Annotated in this window: 20 protein-coding genes; 15 read left to right on the top strand and 5 right to left on the bottom strand. The window is 41.9% G+C overall.

Annotated features, from left to right (window positions below):
- Together AAYR28_RS11020 and AAYR28_RS11015 are read left to right on the top strand one after the other, a co-directional pair.
- A complete protein-coding gene (locus AAYR28_RS11020) occupies positions 1-1,122 on the top strand; it encodes a M20/M25/M40 family metallo-hydrolase (RefSeq protein ID WP_120208180.1) in 1,122 nt (373 codons plus the stop codon).
- 14 nt (positions 1,123-1,136) lie between these two features.
- The gene (locus tag AAYR28_RS11015) at positions 1,137-1,601 is read left to right on the top strand and encodes a chemotaxis protein CheW (protein WP_024422912.1); all 465 of its coding nucleotides are present in this window, start codon (positions 1,137-1,139) and stop codon (positions 1,599-1,601) included.
- Between the two features lie 36 nt (positions 1,602-1,637).
- Here AAYR28_RS11015 and AAYR28_RS11010 read toward each other — a convergent pair whose 3' ends face one another.
- Both AAYR28_RS11010 and AAYR28_RS11005 read right to left on the bottom strand, forming a co-directional pair.
- Positions 1,638-2,456 carry a membrane protein insertase YidC gene (locus AAYR28_RS11010; RefSeq protein WP_025093006.1) on the bottom strand — a complete coding sequence of 273 codons (819 nt, stop codon included), beginning with the start codon at positions 2,454-2,456 and terminating at the stop codon, positions 1,638-1,640.
- A gap of 27 nt (positions 2,457-2,483) precedes the next feature.
- Positions 2,484-2,765 (bottom strand): hypothetical protein, encoded by a 282-nt coding sequence (locus AAYR28_RS11005; protein ID WP_024422910.1) that lies wholly within the window; start codon positions 2,763-2,765, stop codon positions 2,484-2,486.
- A 180-nt stretch (positions 2,766-2,945) separates the two neighbouring features.
- Between AAYR28_RS11005 and AAYR28_RS11000 the strand changes: the two genes are divergently transcribed.
- The 10 genes from AAYR28_RS11000 (at position 2,946) to AAYR28_RS10955 (ending at position 13,410) form a co-directional block, all read left to right on the top strand.
- Positions 2,946-3,938 (top strand): carbon-nitrogen hydrolase family protein, encoded by a 993-nt coding sequence (locus tag AAYR28_RS11000; protein WP_284381691.1) that lies wholly within the window; start codon positions 2,946-2,948, stop codon positions 3,936-3,938.
- A gap of 297 nt (positions 3,939-4,235) precedes the next feature.
- Positions 4,236-5,480, top strand: coding sequence for a DNA polymerase IV (locus tag AAYR28_RS10995; RefSeq protein ID WP_046312288.1), 1,245 nt, complete (start codon positions 4,236-4,238; stop codon positions 5,478-5,480).
- 98 nt (positions 5,481-5,578) lie between these two features.
- Positions 5,579-6,988, top strand: a complete 1,410-nt coding sequence (gene gndA / locus AAYR28_RS10990) for an NADP-dependent phosphogluconate dehydrogenase (RefSeq protein WP_034280291.1) — start codon at positions 5,579-5,581, stop codon at positions 6,986-6,988.
- A 116-nt stretch (positions 6,989-7,104) separates the two neighbouring features.
- The gene (locus AAYR28_RS10985; RefSeq protein ID WP_034280777.1) at positions 7,105-7,953 is read left to right on the top strand and encodes a GRP family sugar transporter; all 849 of its coding nucleotides are present in this window, start codon (positions 7,105-7,107) and stop codon (positions 7,951-7,953) included.
- A gap of 12 nt (positions 7,954-7,965) precedes the next feature.
- On the top strand, positions 7,966-8,751 hold the full coding sequence (locus AAYR28_RS10980) for an SDR family oxidoreductase (RefSeq protein ID WP_120208178.1): 786 nt from the start codon (positions 7,966-7,968) through the stop codon (positions 8,749-8,751).
- A 337-nt stretch (positions 8,752-9,088) separates the two neighbouring features.
- Positions 9,089-9,400 (top strand): PTS sugar transporter subunit IIB, encoded by a 312-nt coding sequence (locus AAYR28_RS10975; protein WP_024422905.1) that lies wholly within the window; start codon positions 9,089-9,091, stop codon positions 9,398-9,400.
- Between the two features lie 3 nt (positions 9,401-9,403).
- Positions 9,404-9,736 (top strand): PTS lactose/cellobiose transporter subunit IIA, encoded by a 333-nt coding sequence (locus AAYR28_RS10970; protein WP_120208176.1) that lies wholly within the window; start codon positions 9,404-9,406, stop codon positions 9,734-9,736.
- A gap of 25 nt (positions 9,737-9,761) precedes the next feature.
- The gene (celB, locus tag AAYR28_RS10965) at positions 9,762-11,108 is read left to right on the top strand and encodes a PTS cellobiose transporter subunit IIC (RefSeq protein ID WP_120208174.1); all 1,347 of its coding nucleotides are present in this window, start codon (positions 9,762-9,764) and stop codon (positions 11,106-11,108) included.
- A complete protein-coding gene (locus tag AAYR28_RS10960; RefSeq protein ID WP_034280300.1) occupies positions 11,092-12,498 on the top strand; it encodes a glycoside hydrolase family 1 protein in 1,407 nt (468 codons plus the stop codon). The genes celB and AAYR28_RS10960 overlap by 17 nt, the downstream gene beginning before the upstream one ends.
- 189 nt (positions 12,499-12,687) lie before the next feature.
- Entirely contained in the window at positions 12,688-13,410 is a 723-nt protein-coding gene (locus tag AAYR28_RS10955) for a GntR family transcriptional regulator (protein WP_041117910.1), read from the top strand.
- A 47-nt stretch (positions 13,411-13,457) separates the two neighbouring features.
- On the opposite strand, the gene zwf is transcribed toward AAYR28_RS10955, so the two are convergent.
- Entirely contained in the window at positions 13,458-14,933 is a 1,476-nt protein-coding gene (gene zwf, locus AAYR28_RS10950) for a glucose-6-phosphate dehydrogenase (protein WP_034280304.1), read from the bottom strand.
- 221 nt (positions 14,934-15,154) lie between these two features.
- On the opposite strand from zwf, the gene rnz reads away from it, so the two are divergent.
- Complete coding sequence (gene rnz, locus AAYR28_RS10945) at positions 15,155-16,084, top strand: ribonuclease Z (protein WP_061109327.1); 930 nt, start codon at positions 15,155-15,157, stop codon at positions 16,082-16,084.
- A gap of 139 nt (positions 16,085-16,223) precedes the next feature.
- Positions 16,224-17,531, top strand: coding sequence for an aminotransferase class I/II-fold pyridoxal phosphate-dependent enzyme (locus tag AAYR28_RS10940; RefSeq protein ID WP_034280307.1), 1,308 nt, complete (start codon positions 16,224-16,226; stop codon positions 17,529-17,531).
- A 46-nt stretch (positions 17,532-17,577) separates the two neighbouring features.
- Here AAYR28_RS10940 and AAYR28_RS10935 read toward each other — a convergent pair whose 3' ends face one another.
- The gene (locus AAYR28_RS10935; RefSeq protein WP_061109326.1) at positions 17,578-18,342 is read right to left on the bottom strand and encodes an alpha/beta fold hydrolase; all 765 of its coding nucleotides are present in this window, start codon (positions 18,340-18,342) and stop codon (positions 17,578-17,580) included.
- Between the two features lie 120 nt (positions 18,343-18,462).
- Entirely contained in the window at positions 18,463-19,479 is a 1,017-nt protein-coding gene (gene namA, locus AAYR28_RS10930) for an NADPH dehydrogenase NamA (protein WP_081124558.1), read from the bottom strand.
- A 140-nt stretch (positions 19,480-19,619) separates the two neighbouring features.
- Between namA and AAYR28_RS10925 the strand changes: the two genes are divergently transcribed.
- The gene (locus tag AAYR28_RS10925; RefSeq protein ID WP_061109325.1) at positions 19,620-21,236 is read left to right on the top strand and encodes a M20/M25/M40 family metallo-hydrolase; all 1,617 of its coding nucleotides are present in this window, start codon (positions 19,620-19,622) and stop codon (positions 21,234-21,236) included.
- The last annotated feature ends 279 nt before the right edge of the window (positions 21,237-21,515 follow it).

The following is a 21,515-nucleotide window of genomic DNA, read 5'->3' as shown; positions in this document are numbered from 1 at the left end:
ATGATCAATGAAAAACGCTTACTAGATGAATTTTTAGAATTAGTTCAGATTGATTCAGAAACAAAACACGAAGAGAAAATTGTTGAAGTCCTAAAAGAAAAATTCTCGCAGCTTGGTCTAAAAGTGGTTGAAGACGATTCAAAAGCGGTAACAGGCCACGGCGCAGGCAACCTTGTCTGCACATTAGAAGGAAATCAAGAGGCAGGTACGATTTATTTCACTTCTCATATGGATACAGTTGTACCGGGGAATGGCGTAAAACCAGTCATTGAGGACGGCTATGTGAAAACAGATGGAACAACCATTCTTGGCGCTGACGATAAAACAGGACTTGCTGCTATGTTTGAGGCGATCCGCGTGCTGAAAGAGAAAAATTTACCGCATGGAACAATTGAATTTGTGATCACAGCAGGTGAAGAATCAGGACTTGTTGGAGCAAAAGCGTTAGATCCGAATTTGATGACAGCGAAATACGGCTATGCCCTTGATTCAGATGGCAAGGTTGGTACGATTATCGTAGCTGCACCAACACAGGCAAAAGTACGCGCAACGATTTACGGAAAAACTGCTCACGCAGGTGTCGCGCCAGAAAAAGGTGTGTCTGCGATTACCATTGCATCAAAAGCAATTGCCAGCATGCCGCTTGGCCGGATTGATGAAGAAACAACGGCGAATATCGGCCGTTTTGAAGGCGGAACACAAACGAATATTGTGTGCGATCAAGTCGATATTTTGGCGGAAGCACGCTCTTTAGAACCAGCAAAAATGGAAGCTCAAGTAGCGAAGATGAAAGAAGCCTTTGAAAAAACCGCTAAAGAAATGGGCGGAAGTGCCGATGTACAAATTGACATCATGTATCCAGGCTTCAAATTCTCACACGGCGATCAAGTCGTAGAAGTGGCGAAAAAAGCGGCAGCAAAAATTGGCCGTCCTTCAGAACTGCAGACGAGCGGCGGAGGCAGTGATGCAAACGTCATTGCAGGCAACGGCGTCCCAACTGTCAACCTAGCTGTTGGATATGAAGATATTCATACGAAAAATGAGAAAATGCCGATTGAAGAATTAGTCAAAACAGCTGAAATGGTTCTCGCCATTATCGAAGAAACGACAAATCCATCGTAAAGGCAGGAGACTCTGTGAGCACGCAAAAGATTATTATTTTTCAGGTGGGACAAGAGGAGTTTGGCATCAGTGTAGAGCATATTCGTTCGATTGAAAAGGTCCCTTACTTACAAGAAGTATCGAATCTTCCAAAAGAAATTAAAGGCCTGATGTCATTAAGAGGAGAGGTCATTCCTGTCAGTGATACAGGCGTGATGCTTCACGGAAAGCCTCTTGATGTGAACGAGCAGTCAAAGGTACTTTTATTTGAAGTTAACGATCAAATGATTGGCTGTCTTGTCTCAGATGCAAAAGATATCATCGATATCGAGCAGAGCGAGATCAAGCCATTTCATATGAACACGAAGGCCTCTGAATATTTCTTCGGCGTTGTGGAGAGAGAAAACAAAATGATTTTACAAGTGGACCCAAATAAGTTCCTTGGGAAAATTGAGGACCTCGATCAATTGCCAGACCGGTTGAAAGAAGAGTTGGCATAATGAAAACCCCCTTATCTTTAGATAAGGGGGTTATTTTTATTCAGCAGCTGGTTTGGCTTGTTCGTTAGCCGCAGCTTTCGTTTTTGATTTTTGGTACATGACATTTAAAATAATCGTTTGTATCGTGAGTAGTAGTCCGCTTGTCATCCAGTATAAAGGAAGAGCAGCGGGTGCATTAATTGAAAGAAACAGCATCATGATTGGGAAAATCATGCCCATTACTTTCGCTTGCTTCAGCGCAGCCTCTGTCTGGGTGCCTGATTGCTTCGCATATTTTTGCGTGACATAAAATTGCAAGAAATACATAGCCCCTGCAAAGACTGCCACCAATAAATCGGTTTGTCCTAAGTTAAACCATAAGAACGTATGAGTTGCGATCTCAGGTGTTGAGCGGATTGCTGAGTAAAAGCCAAGAACAATTGGAATTTGAATCAGCATAGGCAGACAGCCCATTGCCAGCGGGTTCACATTGTTCTCTTTATATACTTTCATCATTTCCATTTGCAGTTCTTTTTGTTTTTCAGGATCTTTCGTTTTCTTCAATTTGCTTTGTATTTGGTCAATCTGAGGTTTCACCAGTGCCATTTTTTCCTGCATGACTCTTTGCTTCTTAAATTGATTCGCAAAAAGCGGGAAAATCAGCAGGCGGACAATCAAGGTGACGAACATAATGGATAAACCATAATCATCATGGAAAAAGTTCGCAAGCCAAATGATCAGCTCAGAAAAAGGCTGAACAAAATAATGATGGAAAAACCCATCAGAGCTCGTATTCGTTTGCGCACTCGCTGCAAATGCAGGTGACGCAATCATCATCAAACATAAAGTCGTAAAAACAGTCAATAAACGTTTCAATTCGTTTCCTCCTCATGATTAAAAAATTTAATTAGTGAGAGGAAGCGAATGGTCTTCATCATCATTAGATGATCTTTTCATTCGAATGACTTTACTAATCCAAGTTGTAATGCGATCATATATGATAAACAGAAAGTCTGTTCGATTCAAGCAAGATGCGTCCAACTCTTCCAAACGATGTCCACCAAGGTGTTCGTTCATACGGCAGTCTTTTAGTAAAAACGCAATGCCGATGGCCGTCAGCGCTGGAAGAATAATCGTAAAGAATTCAACAAGGAAAAAGACTTCATTGAATGTATCAATAATCATGATTATCACATCCATTTCATTACTCACAGTGTACTATACACATGGTTAAATGTCTAACAGAACCACGTGTTTTCTCTATTAAATAAAATTCCTTATTTTGTATAAAATAGTAAATGTCATCCAAACTTCATATTTCCTATCCTATAATGAGGGGGATAAAAAGAAATGGAGGTTTTGAATATGACAAGTATTTACCCAAAGTTTCGAGCAGCTGCGGTACAAGCAGCACCTGTCTACTTAAATTTGGAAGCAACCGTTGAGAAATCATGTGAACTGATCGACGAGGCAGCTTCAAATGGTGCAAAGCTTGTGGCATTCCCAGAAGCATTTTTACCTGGTTATCCTTGGTTTGCTTTTATTGGTCATCCAGAATACACGAGAAAGTTCTATCATGAATTATATAAAAATGCAGTTGAAATCCCTAGCTTAGCCATTCAAAAGATCAGTGAGGCAGCAAAAAGAAATGAAACGTACGTTTGTATATCATGCAGTGAAAAAGATGGCGGATCTCTCTATTTAGCTCAGCTTTGGTTTAATCCGAATGGGGATTTGATTGGAAAACATCGGAAAATGAGAGCTTCTGTTGCAGAAAGACTCATTTGGGGGGACGGAAGTGGAAGTATGATGCCGGTGTTTCAAACTGACATTGGAAACCTTGGCGGATTAATGTGCTGGGAGCATCAAGTTCCACTTGATCTTATGGCGATGAATGCCCAAAATGAGCAGGTACATGTAGCCTCTTGGCCAGGTTATTTTGACGATGAAATTTCAAGCAGATATTATGCCATCGCGACACAGACATTTGTGCTGATGACTTCATCTATATATACGGAAGAAATGAAAGAGATGATTTGCTTAACGCAGGAGCAAAGAGATTACTTTGAAACATTTAAGAGCGGGCATACGTGCATTTACGGGCCGGATGGGGAACCGATTAGTGATATGGTTCCAGCTGAAACAGAGGGAATTGCTTACGCTGAAATTGATGTAGAAAGAGTCATTGATTACAAGTATTATATTGATCCGGCTGGACACTACTCCAATCAAAGTTTGAGTATGAATTTTAATCAACAGTCCACACAGGTTGTGAAACATTTATATCATCAAAAAAATGAAGTATTCACATATGAGGACATTCAATATCAACATGGTATACTTGAAGAAAAAGTGTAAATGAACGTGAAACCCAGCGCGCAGACAAACCCTCGCATTTGGTGTCAGTCCTGCGCTCCGATGCTCGTCCTTCCTAGGGCTGCCAAGGTTTTTGATCACGCTGAAAAGAAGACAAAGGGCTAAAATCAAGATCATTTTAGCCCTTTGTCAACAATCTGGACCTTCTCTTTTTTAGAGAAGGTTTTTTTGAGGAAAGATGAAATAAATCAATGTATAATTGAGCATAAAAGGGATCCATCATGTTTGATATATGAGGAAACAGCTGATCAAAATACAGGTAGACAAGAAAATGGGGTTATGCCAATGTCAAATATTATTTTTCATATAGACATGAATGCTTTTTATGCCAATGTAGAAATGGCGTATGATCCTTCTTTGCGGGGGAAACCTTTAGCCATCAGCGGAAATGCAAAAGAGCGTAAAGGGATTGTTGTGACGTGCAGCTACGAGGCAAGAGCACTAGGTGTGAAGCCCCCGATGCCCTTATGGGAGGCGAAGCGGCTATGTCCGGGACTCATTGTCCGCACACCGAACTTTGACCGATACCGCAGCTCCTCACAAGAGATGTTTACAATACTTAGAGAATACAGTGATTTAGTCGAACCTGTATCGATTGATGAGGGCTATATTGATTTAACGCATACACCATATGCCGAGCATGCGGTAAAAACGGCTCATGATATTCAAACAAGGCTTGTAGAGGAGCTGATGCTACCTTCAAGTATCGGCATTGCACCGAATAAATTTTTAGCGAAAATGGCGTCTAATTGGAAAAAGCCAATGGGCATCACCATATTGCGTAAACGAGATGTTCCGAATATGCTCTGGCCGCTCCCTGCTGGTGATATGCACGGGGTTGGACAAAAAACGGCAGATAAATTAAAAAAAATCGGAATTCATACTATTGAAGACTTAGCGAAAGCGAATGAGTATACGCTAAAAGAATTGCTTGGCATTAATGGACCGAGATTAAAGCAAAAGGCGAATGGTGAACATGACGGCATCGTGGACCCAGAAAGAATATACGAATTTAAATCCGTCGGCAATTCATCCACTCTGCCTCATGATTCGGATGATTCAGATGAACTTGTCACGTTAATTGATAAGCTGTCACAATCTGTGAGTGCAAGGTTAAGGAGAAAAGAAGTGATGGCGAACCGGCTGCTCATCATGATTCGGTATGCAAGCTGGAAAAATATCACGCGAAGTGTCATGCTCACGAATCCAACGGATCGAAAGGAAGATATATTTGAAGCGGCAAAGCAGTTATTCCTTAAACATTGGAATGACCAGCCAGTGAGGCTCTTAGGTGTGACGGGGACAGACCTTGTCGAACGAAAAGCAGCTGTTAAACAGCTTGATTTATTTTCATATACAGAAGATGCAAAAGAAGAGCCCCTCCAAACCATTTTAGATGGACTGAAAGAAAAATATGGAAAGTCATTGGTGCAAAGAGGGGTCACCATTAAGGAAAAAGAGAGCAAAACAAGCGGGACAAGTTTTAATAAAGATTTTTTTCAGGACGAAAGAGGAAATGACTAGCCTGAAAACTTGATAAAAGAGGTGATGTTGTGGTAATTTCAAAGGGTACATCATTTCAGCAGTAATCAATATAGTGTGTTAGAAGGGACGTCAGAATTATGTCAAAACAACAAATCGGTGTGGTTGGACTAGCCGTTATGGGGAAAAACCTTGCCCTCAATATTGAAAGCCGCGGTTTCTCCGTATCCGTTTATAACAGATCTAGCAGCAAAACAGAAGAGTTTCTTCAAGAAGCAGAAGGAAAAAACGTTGTTGGCACATACAGCATCGAAGAATTTGTTCAGTCGCTTGAAACACCGCGTAAAATTCTTTTAATGGTAAAAGCTGGTGCAGCAACAGATGCAACCATTCAATCATTACTTCCTCACCTAGAGAAAGGTGACATTTTAATTGATGGTGGAAATACATATTACAAGGATACACAAAGACGTAACCAAGAGCTTGCAGAGAGTGGTATTCACTTCATTGGTACAGGTGTTTCCGGCGGTGAAGAAGGCGCGCTAAAAGGCCCTTCCATCATGCCAGGCGGTCAAAAAGAAGCGCATGAGCTAGTGAAACCAATCTTAGAAGCGATCTCTGCGAAAGTAGATGGCGAGCCTTGTACAACGTATATCGGCCCAGATGGAGCAGGACATTATGTCAAAATGGTTCATAACGGTATCGAGTACGGAGATATGCAATTGATCTCTGAATCATACTTTATCTTGAAGCATGTTGCTGGTTTGTCAGCAGCGGAGCTTCATGAAGTATTCTCAGAGTGGAATAAAGGCGAGCTTGACAGCTATTTAATCGAAATTACAGCTGACATTTTCACAAAAGTGGATGAAGAAACAAACCAGCCGCTTGTGGATGTGATCTTAGATAAAGCTGGTCAAAAAGGAACTGGAAAATGGACAAGCAAAAGCTCACTTGATCTAGGTGTCCCGCTTCCAATCATTACTGAGTCTGTTTTTGCGCGCTACATTTCTGCAATGAAAGATGAGCGTGTGGAAGCAAGTCAATTGATCGAAGGTCCTGAGCCAGCGCAATCAGCTGAGAATAAACAAGAGCTGATCGAAGCGGTTAGAAAAGCCCTATTCATGAGTAAAATCTGCTCTTACGCACAAGGCTTTGCGCAAATGAAAGCAGCGTCTGATGAATATAACTGGGATTTAAAATACGGTGAAATTGCGATGATCTTCCGCGGCGGATGTATCATTCGTGCAGCCTTCTTACAACAAATTAAAGAAGCATATGACCGTAATCCTGAACTGAAAAACCTATTGCTTGATCCATACTTTAAGGATATTGCTCAAAACTATCAATCATCACTTCGTAAAGTCATTTCACTTGCAGTGGAACAAGGAGTTCCTGTTCCTTCATTCTCAAGTGCACTTGCTTACTTTGATAGCTATCGCACAGCTGTCCTTCCAGCGAATTTAATTCAAGCACAGCGTGACTATTTCGGTGCACATACGTATGAGCGCACAGATAAAGAAGGCGTATTCCATACTGAATGGATGAAATAAATAGAGAACGACTGAAAAACCTTACCTTTGGTAAGGTTTTTTTGTTTGTATCTTTTCGGCTAAAAATGTGAAAAAGAGGGATGCTATGTAAAAAAGACAAGAAAGTAGGGATAGAAGTGGGCATTTTATATGCACTTCTCCCAGCGATATTTTGGGGAAGTATTGTTCTCATCAGTGTCAAACTAGGCGGGAATGCGTATCAGCAAACCCTCGGCATTACGCTCGGCGCATTTTTATTTTCGATTGCAGCGTTTTTCATCAAAATGCCAGAGCTGACACCGCTTATTTTTGCGGTTTCCGTCATTTCAGGCATCTTCTGGAGTATTGGACAAATGAATCAGCTTTCAAGTGTTGCTTTTCTCGGTGTATCTAAAGCGGTTCCTTTATCAACGGGCATGCAGCTTGTGAGCACAACGCTATTTGGTGTCATGGTCTTCAAAGAATGGCAGACGATGACGGTCATACTCATTGGTTCTTGCGCCATTTTACTGATCATTGCAGGTGTTGTGATGACATCGCTCGGTCAAAAAAAGAATGGCGGCGGGGATGGCAGAGGCAATTTTAAAAAAGGGATTATTATTCTGCTCATCTCAACCGTTGGCTACGTCGGATATGTCGTCATTTTAAGATGGTTTGATATTGATGGCTGGTCTGCACTTGTCCCGCAATCCGTCGGCATGCTGCTTTCATCCTTAGCGATTAGTTTAAAGCAGGATCCATTTAGTAAATATACGTTTAGAAATATCATTGCCGGTCTTGTTTGGTCAACAGGAAATCTTGGTCTGCTTTTGGCCATTCCATTAATCGGCGTAGCCGTAAGCTTTTCGATGTCACAAACAGGGATTGTTATCTCAACACTAGGCGGCATTTACTTATTAAAAGAGAAAGCATCTAGAACAAGCTTTGTCATTGCAGGCTGCTTGATGATTATTGCAGGCGGTGTGCTGCTAGGCTTTACAAAATAGGAGGTTACACGAATGTATCCAGATTTAGAAGGAAAAACAGTTCTGATTACAGGTGCAGGTACAGGGATTGGTCAAGCGATGGCCCGCCGATTTGGACAAGAAAAAGCCAATGTGGTGATCAATTACTTCTCCGATAAAGAAAATCCGGATGAAACCATTGCAGATATTCAAAAACATGGCGGACAGGCTGTGAAAATCAAGGGAGACGTATCAAAGGAAGAGGATATGCAGGCGATGATTGATAAAGCCATTGATACATTTGGCAGTCTTGATGTGATGATCAATAACGCAGGCATTGAAAATGAAGTACCTTCTACCGAAATGACGCTGGATAATTGGAACAAAGTGATGTCTACCAATTTAACAGGCATGTTTCTAGGATGCCGTGATGCACTGAAGTATATGACAGATCATGGGATAGAAGGCTCGATCATTAATATGTCGTCGGTTCATCAGCAAATCCCTTGGCCTCATTTCGTGCATTATGCAGCCAGTAAAGGAGGCGCAAAGCTTTTGACAGAAACATTGGCGCTTGAATATGCCCCTAAAAAAATCCGTGTAAACAGCATTGCACCTGGCGCTATTGATACCCCGATTAATGCGGAGAAATTCGATGATCCAGCATTGAAAAAAGGCGTGATTGAGCTGATTCCAATCGGCTATATTGGAAAGCCAGAAGAAGTGGCAGCATGCGCTGTCTGGCTGGCATCAAAAGAGGCGAGCTATGTCACAGGCCTGACGTTATATGTAGACGGCGGCATGACAAAGTATCCTGGGTTCCAGGCAGGAAAAGGATAAGACAATGAAGACAAAGAGCGTAAAATACGCTCTTTCAGCGTGTAGACAAACCCTCGCATTCGGTGTCAGGTCTGCGCTCCGGTGCTCACGAAGGTCAAATTCGCTCCGCTCCTGTGCTCGTCCTTCCTAGGGCTACAAAGGTTTTCTATCAGGCTGAAAAGAAGACAAAGGGCTAAAATCAAGCATTTTAGCCCTTTGTCAACAATCTGAACGAGCGTAAAATACGCTCTTTTTTGTATTAAATACAGACAAATGAAATTAAATGTCTAGACATTTAAAAATAAAAATATATAATATTAATTGGAAGCGCTTTTATTACAACAATGGGGTGAGAGAAATGAAACGTATTTTATTAGCATGCAGTTCGGGAATGTCTACGAGTTTACTAGTGACAAAGATGAAAGCACATGCCGATTCAATTGGGGACGAAGCAGAAATTTGGGCAGTTGGTCAAGATCAAGCAAAAAAAGAAATGGCGAATGCAGATGTTGTGTTAATCGGACCGCAAATGAGCTTTTTAAAAGGAGACCTCCAAAAAGAAGCAACAAAATACGGGATTGAGGTAGAGGTCATTGATATGCAGGCATACGGGCTTGCCGATGGACAAAAAGCGTATGAACAGGCACTTACATTGATGGGGGAATCTTAAAGGATGGAAAAGAAAACACTCGAAGGGCTCACGGAGGAACAAGTGAGCTTTCAATTGATCTTACACAGCGGGAATGCACGCAGCAAATTGCTTCAGGCTCTAAAACAATATCGAGAAGGTCTAGAAGAAGATTCTTTTGATCTTATGAAAGAAGCGGAAGAAGATTTACGGCTTGCACATGACATCCATTTTCAACTCGTGCAGAAAGAGGCAGGCGGAGAAAGGGCATCCTTTTCCTTACTGCTCATGCACGCTGAAGATCACTTAATGTCGACCATTACCATCAAGGAGCTTGTGGGAGAGCTCCTGCCGATATTCCAATCGCTTAAACAATAAAGGGTGTAAACAAGGGGGGAAACCAATGTTTGATAAAATAAGTGCCATTTTGGTTCCGATTGCTGGGAGATTGAACAACAACCGCTATTTAGGCGTTTTACGTGATGCCTTTATGCTTGCGTTCCCGCTCACCATCTTTGGTTCCATTATGGTTGTTGTGATGAATTTGCCATTTTTAGATAAAATCATGAGTAAAACCGTACTGGAAGGCGTCCAGTCTGCACTGAATATCGCACCGAGTGCGACCATCAGCATTATGAGTGTGTTTGTTGTATTTGGGATCGGCTACTATTTATCAAAAAGCTATGATGTAGAAGCTGTCTTTGGCGGCGTGATTGCTTTAGCCTCTTTCTTGCTTCTAACTCCGTTTTTACTAGAACAAGAAGGCGGTGCAACGATTGCAGGCGTTATCCCAGTTGATCGTTTAGGTGCAAAGGGAATGTTCCTAGGAATGATCACAGGCTTTTTGTCTGCTGAAATTTATCGTTATTTTGTCCAGAAGAAATTTGTGATCAATATGCCGCAAGGGGTTCCGCCAGCTGTTTCCAAGTCTTTTGCTGCACTGATCCCGGCTACTTTGACACTTACAACCTTTTTGTTCATTAATATCATCATTACACAAGGCTTCAAAACAAATATGCATGATTTGATTTATCATGCCATTCAGGCGCCGCTTGTCGGTCTTGGAAGCGGTATTATTCCGACGTTGATCGCTGTTTTCTTTATACAAATTCTTTGGTTCTTTGGGCTCCATGGCCAAATTATTATCAACTCTGTCATGGATCCGATTTGGAATACATTATCCATACAAAACCTGGAAAGCTATACAAAAACAGGTGAGGTTCCTAATATCATCAGCAAGCAGTTTATTGAAATTTATACGGTTGGAATGGGTGGAACCGGTATGACGCTTGCTGTTGTGTTTACGATTTTAATTTTCCTGAAAAGTAAGCAATTAAAACAAGTAGCCAAGCTGGGCTTAGGACCAGGATTATTTAACGTCAATGAACCGATTATCTTCGGTTTACCGATTGTCATGAATCCGCTTATTCTCATTCCGTGGATTTTGGCGCCAATGGTCATTACATGTATTACTTATTTTGCGATGGCATCAGGCATTGTACCGCCGCCGACAGGCGTGAATATCCCATGGACAGTACCGATCTTTATTAGCGGAATGATGGCAACAAATTCATTAGCGGGCGGTCTGCTTCAGCTGTTTAACCTGATGATTGTGTTTGTCATTTGGTTCCCGTTCCTGAAATTTATTGACCGTATGAATGTGAAAAATGAAAAAATAACGACAACAGAAAAAACGAAGGCAGCAAATATCAAAGGCGAAGGAGACTCAATACATGTCGATGGAAACTAACAAGCAATCATATACATTCCCAGAAGGTTTCTGGTGGGGATCTTCTGCTTCTGCGACGCAAACAGAAGGGAGCGTCCCCGGCGATGGAAAGGGACCGAACATTTGGGATCATTGGTTTGAACAAGAGCCGACTCGTTTTTTTGATGGCGTAGGGCCGGACGTGACATCTCAATTTTATCGAAAATATAAAGAGGATATCCGTCTCATGAAAGAAATTGGCCACAATTCATTTCGGCTGTCGATTTCATGGTCACGCCTCTTACCTGAAGGAACAGGTGCCGTCAATGAAGAAGCGGTGTCTTTTTACAATGATGTGATCAATGAACTGATTGCACATGATATCGAGCCATTTGTGAACCTATACCATTTCGATATGCCAATGGCGCTTCAGGAGAAGGGCGGCTGGGTGAACAGACAGGTGGTCGACGACTATGTCAGCTATGCGGCATTATGCTTCCAATTATTTGGTGACCGGGTGAAAAAATGGTTTACCCATAACGAACCGATTGTGCCTGTAGAAGGCGGATATATGTATAGCTTTCATTATCCAAACGAAGTCGATTTCCAAAAGGCTGTACAGGTCGGTTTTCATGAACTTTTATCAAATGCGAAGGCGATTGCGGCTTATAAAAAGCTGCAGCAAGGCGGTAAGATTGGCATCATCCTAAACCTGACTCCTTCGTACCCGCGAAGCCAGCATCCGCGCGATGTAGAAGCAGCAGAGATGGCCGATGCTTTCTTTAACCGTTCCTTCTTAGATCCTGCGGTGAAGGGGCATTTCCCGGAAAAGCTAGTAGAAGTCTTAAAGAAAGAAGGCTTTATGCCAAGTATGGAAGAAGGGGACCTTGAGCTCATTCGAGAGAATACGATTGATCTTCTTGGCATCAACTATTATCAGCCAAGAAGAGTGAAAGCGAAAGAGCATATGCCGCACCCTCAAGCACCATTTATGCCGAACCATTATTTTGATTCTTTTGAGATGCCGGGAAGAAAAATGAATGTGTATCGAGGCTGGGAAATCTATGAAAAGGGCATTTATGACATATTGAAAAAAGTCCAAACAGACTATGATAATATTGAATGTTTTATTTCTGAAAATGGCATGGGTGTCGAAGGAGAAGAGCGGTTTAAGGATGAAGAAGGAATGATTCATGACGATTACCGCATTGACTTTATTTCTGAGCATCTCAAATGGGTTCATCGAGCTATTCAAGAAGGAAGCAATGTGAAAGGCTATCATCTATGGACCTTTATGGACAACTGGTCCTGGTCGAATGCATATAAAAATCGTTATGGATTTGTCTCAGTCGATCTTCAAAAAGACGGGAAACGAACGATTAAGAAAAGCGGATACTGGTTTCAATCCGTTTCAAAGAATAACGGCTTTTAATCAAAATACTTGCTCTTTCCTTGAAAAGAGCAGGTATTTTTCTTATGTGACGGGAAGTGGATGAAACAAAAATGGCTGGCACCTTTTAAGCTCACATCCCTTAGTGTAAAATGAGAGGAAGGCTAAAAAACGCCATATTTCCATCTAGAATAAAGCGCTATGAAAAAACAAGTCAGTTGGTGGTGTGAGATGAAGAAGTATGAACTCATTTCAGAAGAAATCAGAAAACGAATAGGAACAGCATATTATCCAGAAGATCAACCCATTCCAGATGAAAACTCGCTTGCCGCCGAATTTCAATGCAGCAGAATGACAATGAAACGTGCGCTCGATCTTCTCGTTGCAGAAGGTCTGCTCTTTAGAAAAAGAGGCCACGGTACATTTATTGTAAAGGCAGCGCTCAATCAAGGGGCAATCAATGTATCAGGCCATGAAAATAAAGGGTTCACAAAAGTCATGGCAGATAAAAACGTCACGACTCAAATCATTCATTTTGATGTCCATTTTCCAAGCGAAGAGGTGGCAGCCCATCTATCTATTGACTCAACCACACCTATTTATGATATCATCCGGCTCCGTCTTGTGGATGAAGAGCCTTATGTATTAGAAAAAACGTTTATGCCTGTTAATCTCATTAAGGGCATAGATGAAGAAGTTCTACTGGGTTCTATCTATGGCTACATTTCAAATCAGCTTCATCTAAAAATAGCAGGAGCGCACAAGAAAATTAGAGCGGCTAAATCAGATCAGCTGGATCAGCAGTATTTAGGGTGTGACCCCACAGATCCTGTGCTTGAAGTCGAGCAGGTTGCTTATTTAAACGCAGGGCAGCCGTTTGAATATTCATTTAGCCATCATCGCTATGATAAATTTGACTTTTCAACGGTTGAAATAACGAAAACAGGACGTTAAAAAAAGAGCAGAACCCCCAAGGGAGACTGCTCTTTTTTCATATGATTTTATATATTCCACCAATGGTATCCATCTTTTTCTAGAAGCTCATCAGCTTCTTTCGGTCCCATAGAACCAGCAGGATAGTTTGGTTTTAATGTTTTGCTTTCTGCCCATTTCTCAGAAATCGGATCAACAAAGTTCCAAGAAAGTGCCACCTCGTCCCAGTGAGCAAAGTTTGTCGCATCGCCTAGCAAGCAGTCATGAATCAGCTTTTCATATGCTTCTGGTGTATTCATGATGTCGTTATAGTTTGTTTGGTAGTCGAGCTTAATCGGTTTCGCATACGTGCCGCCATCCAGCTTGCGAGCATTTAAGTGAAGGGTGATGCCTTCATCTGGCTGAATATGAATGACGAGTAAGTTTGGATGCATGGCATTCCCGTTTCCATAGTACAGGTTCATTGGAATGTCTTTAAATTGAACCACGATTTGAGTAGATTTCTTTTCTAACCGTTTTCCTGTCCGAATGTAAAATGGCACCCCGGCCCATCTAAAGTTATCAATCAGCAGTTTCCCTGCCACAAATGTTTCTGTGTTTGAGTTCGGGTCAACATTTTGCTCTTCCAGATAAGAAGGAACGACATTGCCATTCATCGTACCAGTATCATACTGACCGCGGACAAAGAATTGATCGACCTCATCTTTAGAGAAAGGACGAAGAGCGCGCAGTGCTTTCCGTTTTTCGCTGCGGATTTCCTCTGTATTCAGTTTAATTGGCGGCTCCATTGCTAAAAGGGCAACCATTTGAAGCATATGGTTTTGGACCATATCTCTTAGTGCACCAGAATTTTCGTAATATCGAGCCCGGTCTTCAACCCCTAAGGATTCACTGGATGTAATTTGAATGTTTGAAATATAGCGGTTTGTCCAAAGTGGTTCAAAGATGGCATTTGCAAATCGGATGACTTCAATGTTTTGAACCATTTGTTTACCAAGGTAGTGGTCAATACGATAAATTTGATCTTCTGTGAATGCATCACGAATTTCTTCATTTAATGTTTTGGCACTTGGCAGATCGTGCCCAAATGGCTTTTCAATGACAAGTCGTGACCAGCCGGTTGTTTCTGATACGCCCTCACTCTTTAGGAACTTCGCAATCGTTCCGAAAAATTCCGGTGCCATAGCTAAATAGAACATGCGGTTATTTGGGATACTGTACGTATCTTCAAGGCCTGTTAAAAGCGTGTTTAGCGATTGATAGGAAGCAGGGCTTGATACGTCAAAATCGTGATAATAGAAATGTGAAATGAATTCCTCTGTTTTCGCTTCTGCATCATCAGAAGAAACAGATTCCTTTACCACAGCTCTGAGGTCCTCATGAGACCACGGGCGGCGTCCAACTCCGACAACAGCGAATTGATCACCTAGCTTTCCGCTATGGTAAAGTCTATGTATAGAAGGGTAGAGCTTGCGTTTGGCAAGGTCTCCTGTTGCGCCAAAAATGACAATGACTGCTTTAGGGTTGTTAGTTTCTGTATTCACGAGAAGTACCTCACTTTATTCGTAGCATTGTTGTAAAAACCGAGAATGTATGTACATTTTCTTTATTTTAAAGCTTCATTGTTCGTAAAGCAAACATTTGATTCGACTTTTTCTGCTCTCGTTTCACTTTTTTCAATAATTCCGCTGAATTCACATTTACCTTGTCTTCATGTATTCTATATGAATGAAGATATTGTATACCGGCTTTAGGAGGAAAAGTAATGGAACTGCTCTTTTTAGGAACAGGTGCAGGCATACCTGCAAAAACAAGAAACGTCACTTGCACAGCGCTAAAGCTTTTAGAAGAAAGAAATGCAGTGTGGCTTTTTGATTGCGGAGAAGCAACGCAGCATCAAATCTTACATACAACGATTAAACCGAGAAAGATCGAGAAAATATTTATCACACATATGCACGGTGATCATGTATATGGTCTTCCGGGACTCCTTGGCAGCAGATCCTTTCAAGGCGGGGAGGATGAATTGACGATCTATGGACCAAAGGGCATCAAGGCCTTTGTGAATGCAGCACTTTCAGCTACACAAACGCATTTGACATATCCGCTGCATATCATAGAAATAGATGAAGGGATCGTCTTTGAAGATGATACCTTTCAAGTAGAAGCAAGAAGAGTCTCTCACGGGATTCCAGCTTACGGCTATCGGGTTGTGGAAAAAGATATGCCTGGTTCATTAAAAGCCGAAGACCTAAAAGAAATCGGTGTAAAACCTGGACCTTTGTATCAGAAGTTGAAAAATGGGGAAACCGTGACACTCGAAGATGGAAGAGCCATTGATGGAACCGATTATTTGGAACCCCCTAAAAAAGGGAGAATCGTTGCATTTTCAGGAGATACCCGTTTGTGCGAGAATATAACAAGGCTTGCCAAAAATGCGGATGTGTTAGTCCATGAAGCAACATTCGGTAAAGAAGATGCAGATTTAGCCTACAATTATTATCACAGTACAACAGAACAAGCAGCGAAAACAGCACAGGAAGCAGGCGCAAAAAGGCTCATTTTGACCCATATAAGTGCACGTTACCAAGGAGAAGAGGCACTGAAACAACTGTTGAAAGAAGCGCGCGATATATTCCCGCTGACAGAAGCTGCACATGATTTCTCTTCTTTCCCCATTGAACGCACCCTGTAAAAATTGGATGAATCGTCAAAAAAAGTTGTGTGATTTTTTTGATATTTATGATGACGCTCTTTTTCAGGTAGTGGTAAAATGGTGAAGAAAAAACAAATGACGAATTAAACTATGAAGAATACGGGAGGCACAATCAAAGATGAGCGGTTTTACAGCATTAAGTGAAGCAGAATTGAATGACCTATATGTGGCACTACAAAATGAGTATGAAACTTACAAAAGTAAAAACTTGCACTTAGACATGTCTAGAGGGAAGCCTTCACCAAAACAGCTCGATTTGTCTATGGGCATGCTCGATGTTGTGACATCAAAGGATGCAATGACAGCTGAAGATGGCACAGATGTGCGAAACTATGGCGGCTTGACAGGCCTTCCTGAAACGAAGACATTTTTTGCAGAAGTACTCAATTTAAAGCCAGAACAAATCATCATCGGCGGTAATTCTAGCCTGAATATGATGCATGATACCATTGCACGTGCGATGACTCACGGCGTATGTGACAGCAAAACTCCTTGGGGAGAGCTGCCAAAGGTAAAATTCCTTGCACCAAGCCCAGGGTATGACCGTCATTTTGCCATTTGTGAGCTATTTAACATAGAGATGATCACGGTCGATATGAAGGCTGATGGACCTGATATGGATCAGGTAGAAAAATTGGTCGCAGAAGATGAAGCGATTAAAGGCATTTGGTGTGTACCGAAATATAGCAATCCAGACGGCATTACGTATTCAGATGAAGTCGTTGACCGCCTAGCTTCAATGAAAACAAAAGCAGACGACTTCCGCATTTTTTGGGATGATGCATATGCGGTCCACCATCTAACGGATACACCTGATACGTTAAAAGATATTTTTCAAGCAATTGAAGAGGCAGGATACCCGAACCGTGTGTTTATGTTTGCGTCTACGTCTAAAATTACATTCCCAGGCTCAGGTGTTGCACTGATGGCGTCTAGCCCTGACAATGTGAGCTTCACTCAAAAGCAATTATCGATTCAAACGATCGGACCAGACAAAATCAATCAACTAAGACATCTTCGTTTCTTCCAAAATCCAGAAGGTTTGAAGGAACATATGAAAAAGCATGCGGCGATCATTAAGCCAAAATTTGACCTCGTTCTTTCCATTCTTGACGAAAAACTTGGCGGGAAAGACATCGCTGAATGGCACAAGCCAAATGGCGGATATTTCATTAGTTTAAATACACTTGATCATTGTGCAAAAGCTGTTGTGCAAAAAGCAAAAGAAGCAGGTGTCACAATGACAGGTGCAGGTGCAACATATCCATATGGAAAAGATCCGCTTGATCGCAACATTCGCATTGCACCAACATTCCCGGCTCTTGAAGAACTAGAGCAAGCGATTGACATCTTTACATTATGTGTTCAGCTTGTCAGCATTGAAAAGCTGCTTTCTGAAAAAAGTCAATCTGCTCCAACGGCATAAATAGAAGAAACTCCTTGACTCATAACGGGTCAAGGAGTTTTTTATTTTAATTAGCAGTTTGATAATAGGAGACAGGTTGTTTGGCTGCGCACCATACATCATAGATAGCAAGCTGTACAATATGCGGTTCATCATGATGAATATAGTGCGAGCTGTTTTGCGCCTGAATCCATCCGCTTTGGGATGACAAAGACAGCATGCGTTTATGAAGTCTGAGCCAAGCTTCATGAGCTGGGTGAAACAATCGGCTCTTACCTGATGAAATGACAAGAAGCGGCATCATTCCATAATGAGTTTGCTCCTCTTTCATTGTGCTTAACATTTGCTGAAAGTCCTCATGCGTACATTCTGCTGTAAACTGCGCCATATATGAAGTGCGTTCTTCCTTTGATAAAAGCGGCAGGATCATCTGCTCTTGCTCCTCGCTTGCTGGGTCTAACAGCACCATGCCAATGACATCATCTCCTCTGCGGCTTGCCCATAACCGGCTGACAAGAGAGCCAAATGAGTGAGCGACAATAAGAAATGGCGGCTGAATATTGGCTTCTTTCAGCAGCGCATCTAAATCATCAGCGAGGTCATGCAAGGTTCTTCCTTCACCGCTCTCACTGCTCTTTCCATTTCCTAAACGGTCGTATAAGAAAACCCCAAGCTCTGGGTCAATATCACGTGCCATATTCGACCACGTATCACTAGAAATGCCGTAGCCTGCTTCAAAGATAATCGTGGCTTGCCTTTTGCCTTGACGATGTTTTGTATAAAAGTGGTGTCCATCTATATGATACATTTTTTCAATCATTACCGAATTCATTCTTCCATCTCCTCTAAGCAGTTCTTTAGCTAAAAGACGGCACAAAAGGCAGATATGTTTCTCTTAAAAACAAAAAAGATGCCTATTTCGAAAAATAGACACCTTTTTTCCTAAGAGCTTTTACCAAGCGCGATCATATTGACGCGGGCTTTCGATGGATGTACGGAGTTCTTGAGCAGCTGTTTTTGGGAAGTATGGATCCCGTAAAAACTCTCTGCCAATAAAGATCAAATCCGCACGCTGATTTTGTAAAATCTCCTCTGCCTGTACACCAGATGTGATGAGACCGACAGCAGCTGTTTGAATGCCGGCACCTTCTTTTATTTTCTCTGCGAATGTGACTTGGTAGCCGGGGAATGTATTGATTTTCGCCTGTACGACAGCACCTGAGCTGACATCGATTAAGTCGACACCTTGCTCTTTGAGCCAAGTGGCAATCCCAATATAATCTGCAATATCAAGTCCTTTTGTCGTGTAATCAGAAGCCGACACACGGACAAATAAAGGTCCGTCCCATACGGTATTGACTGCATCTACGACTTCTCTTAAGAAACGATAACGGTTCTCTGGTGAACCGCCATAGTCGTCTGTTCGGTGGTTCGCCAGCGGTGAAAGAAATTCATTGATCAAATAGCCATGTGCACCATGAATTTCAATGATGTCAAAACCCGCTTTTTTTGCCCGTACAGCTGCATCCTGAAACGCCTGAACGGTATCTTTGATTTGGTCAACAGACATCTCGACAGGGGTTTTAGATGTTTCATCAAATGGGATGCTTGATGGTGCAAGAATGTCTCCATCAAGTTCAGCCTTACGTCCTGCATGGGCTAGCTGGATGGCTGTCTTCGTTCCGTATGCTTTGATTTGTTCGTTTAATGAAGCGAAACCTTCAATGTGCTCATCGCTCCAAATACCGAGGTCTTGATCACTAATTCTTCCCTCGGGAGATACAGCGCTGGCTTCCACCATGATGAGGCCAGCCTGACCTTGTGCACGGGAAATATAATGTGTGAAGTGGAAAGGCTGTAATTTCCCATCACGGTCATAGGATGAATACATACACATCGGGGACATCACGATGCGGTTTTTCAGTGTAACACCTTTTAATGTCCAAGGTGAAAAGAGTTTTGTTTCCAAATACCTTCGCCTCCTCATGGAATTGTATAGCCGATTATAACAGCCATTCAAACTTTCGTCATAAAAGGTGCTCAAAGAATATAGCTTTTATACACGTTTTTGTATAATGGAGAGATAGAGACATCAAAGGGGGAGAACGGATGAAATGGCAAAAAGAGAGTGAACGAAAGGAGCTCCTGACAGCTCTTATGCAGTATGAAAGCATATCAGGTACAACAGGAGAAGTCGCGTTAGCGGAATATTTATATTATTTGCTGAGGGAGCGGCCTTATTTTGAGCAGAACCCTGATCATTTGGCTTTGCATCCGATGAAAGATGGCCGGTATTATTTAACGGCACTTGTGAAGCGAAGTACGCTGCAGCGTACCGTGCTGCTTCTTAGTCACTTTGATGTAGTCGATACAGAAGATTACGGCGAATTTCAAAACATGGCATGCAAGCCTGAAGAGTTAATGACTTCCTTTTCGCAAAAAAGTGAGCTTCTTCCAAAGAGGGCAAGAGAGGACCTTGCTTCAGGCGATTGGCTGTTTGGAAGAGGGGCCATGGATATGAAAGCAGGTCTCACCGTACAGCTTTCTATGCTGGAAAGAGCGATGACAGAAACATTTGATGGAAATGTCCTGCTCGTCACAGTTCCTGATGAGGAAGTAAATTCACAAGGAATGCTTGAGGCTGTGCCGAAATTAAAAGAGCTTAAAGAAAAACATGACCTTGACTATACCGCGTGTTTAAACAGTGAGCCGATGTTTGAAAAGTATCCAGGGGATGAACATCATTATATGTATACAGGCAGTATAGGAAAGGTATTAGCCGGATTTTTCTGTAAAGGGATCGAAACGCATGTAGGAGAGCCTTTCTCAGGCTTAAATGCGAATTTTATGGTATCTGAACTAAACCGGCTGTTAGAGCTCAATAGTGACTATTGTGAGGAAGTAGATGGTGAAGTAACGCCGCCTCCAACGAACTTAATGCAAAAGGACTTGAAAGAAGCCTATTCCGTTCAAACACCTCACACAGCCGTATCTTTATTTAATGTGCTCATGATGAAACGTTCAAGTGAAGAACTGCACGGACTTCTCTATGAAACTGCGAAACAAGCAGCAGACCAAATCGAGGCAAATCTTCGGCAGAAAACAGCTGACTTTCAGCGCTTTAAACACTTTACACCAATAGACACTCAGGTGACGGTTCTCACATATCACGAGCTGTATCAAAAAGCCGCAGATCGATCTGGTGAACAGGAAGTCGAGCGCATTGTCAACTATGCATTCGCCAACCGAGGTGAACTTGGAGATCGTGATTTTTCAACGAAAATTGTCTCGGAGCTGACGACACTATGTAAGGAAGAAGGGCCGCTGATTGTTCTATTTTATAGTCCGCCATTTTACCCTTCGGTGTCCTCAACAGAAGATACGCATATTCAGAAGACATTCAAGAAGATTCAAAAAGAGGCAAAAGAGGTATATGGACTTGAAGTAGAGGAAGTGAAATATTTCCCGGGATTGTCTGATTTAAGTTACTTACAGCTCGAAAAGCAGGAAGTAGGTCATTATACAACCAATATGCCGCTTTACCAAAAAGGCTATTCTTTACCGCAAGGAGAAAAGGAAGCCCTTTACGTTCCAGTCATCAACGTAGGTCCACTAGGAAAGGACCCGCACAAATGGACAGAGCGGCTGCACGTCCCGTTCTCTTTTGGCATTTTGCCAGAATTATTAGAATCAACGATTCATGCTTTATTAGAGAAAAGTAAGTAGATGTAATGAAGAGCCCTATCTTAATGATAGGGCTTTTGGTTGTGAATGATCAGTCTATATTTTCATGGTTATACCAAAAGTTTCATACGTAAATTGTATATAAAACAATAGTCCTTACAAAAAATAGTGAAAATGATTGAAATATTCAGAAAAGTCTATTATAATCAATTATGTAATTAAGTTACAATTTATCTAATTAAAAGGAGGTGATGAAAATGAAGCGTAACGAGTGGATTGCAATCTAATGAATGGAATCAATACTTACTGAAAAGAGTGTTT

The organism is Bacillus safensis (genome assembly GCF_039619585.1).
GTDB lineage: Bacteria > Bacillota > Bacilli > Bacillales > Bacillaceae > Bacillus > Bacillus safensis.
Note: the sequence above shows the minus strand (reverse complement) of the source record. Positions and strands in the feature narration are given on the sequence as shown.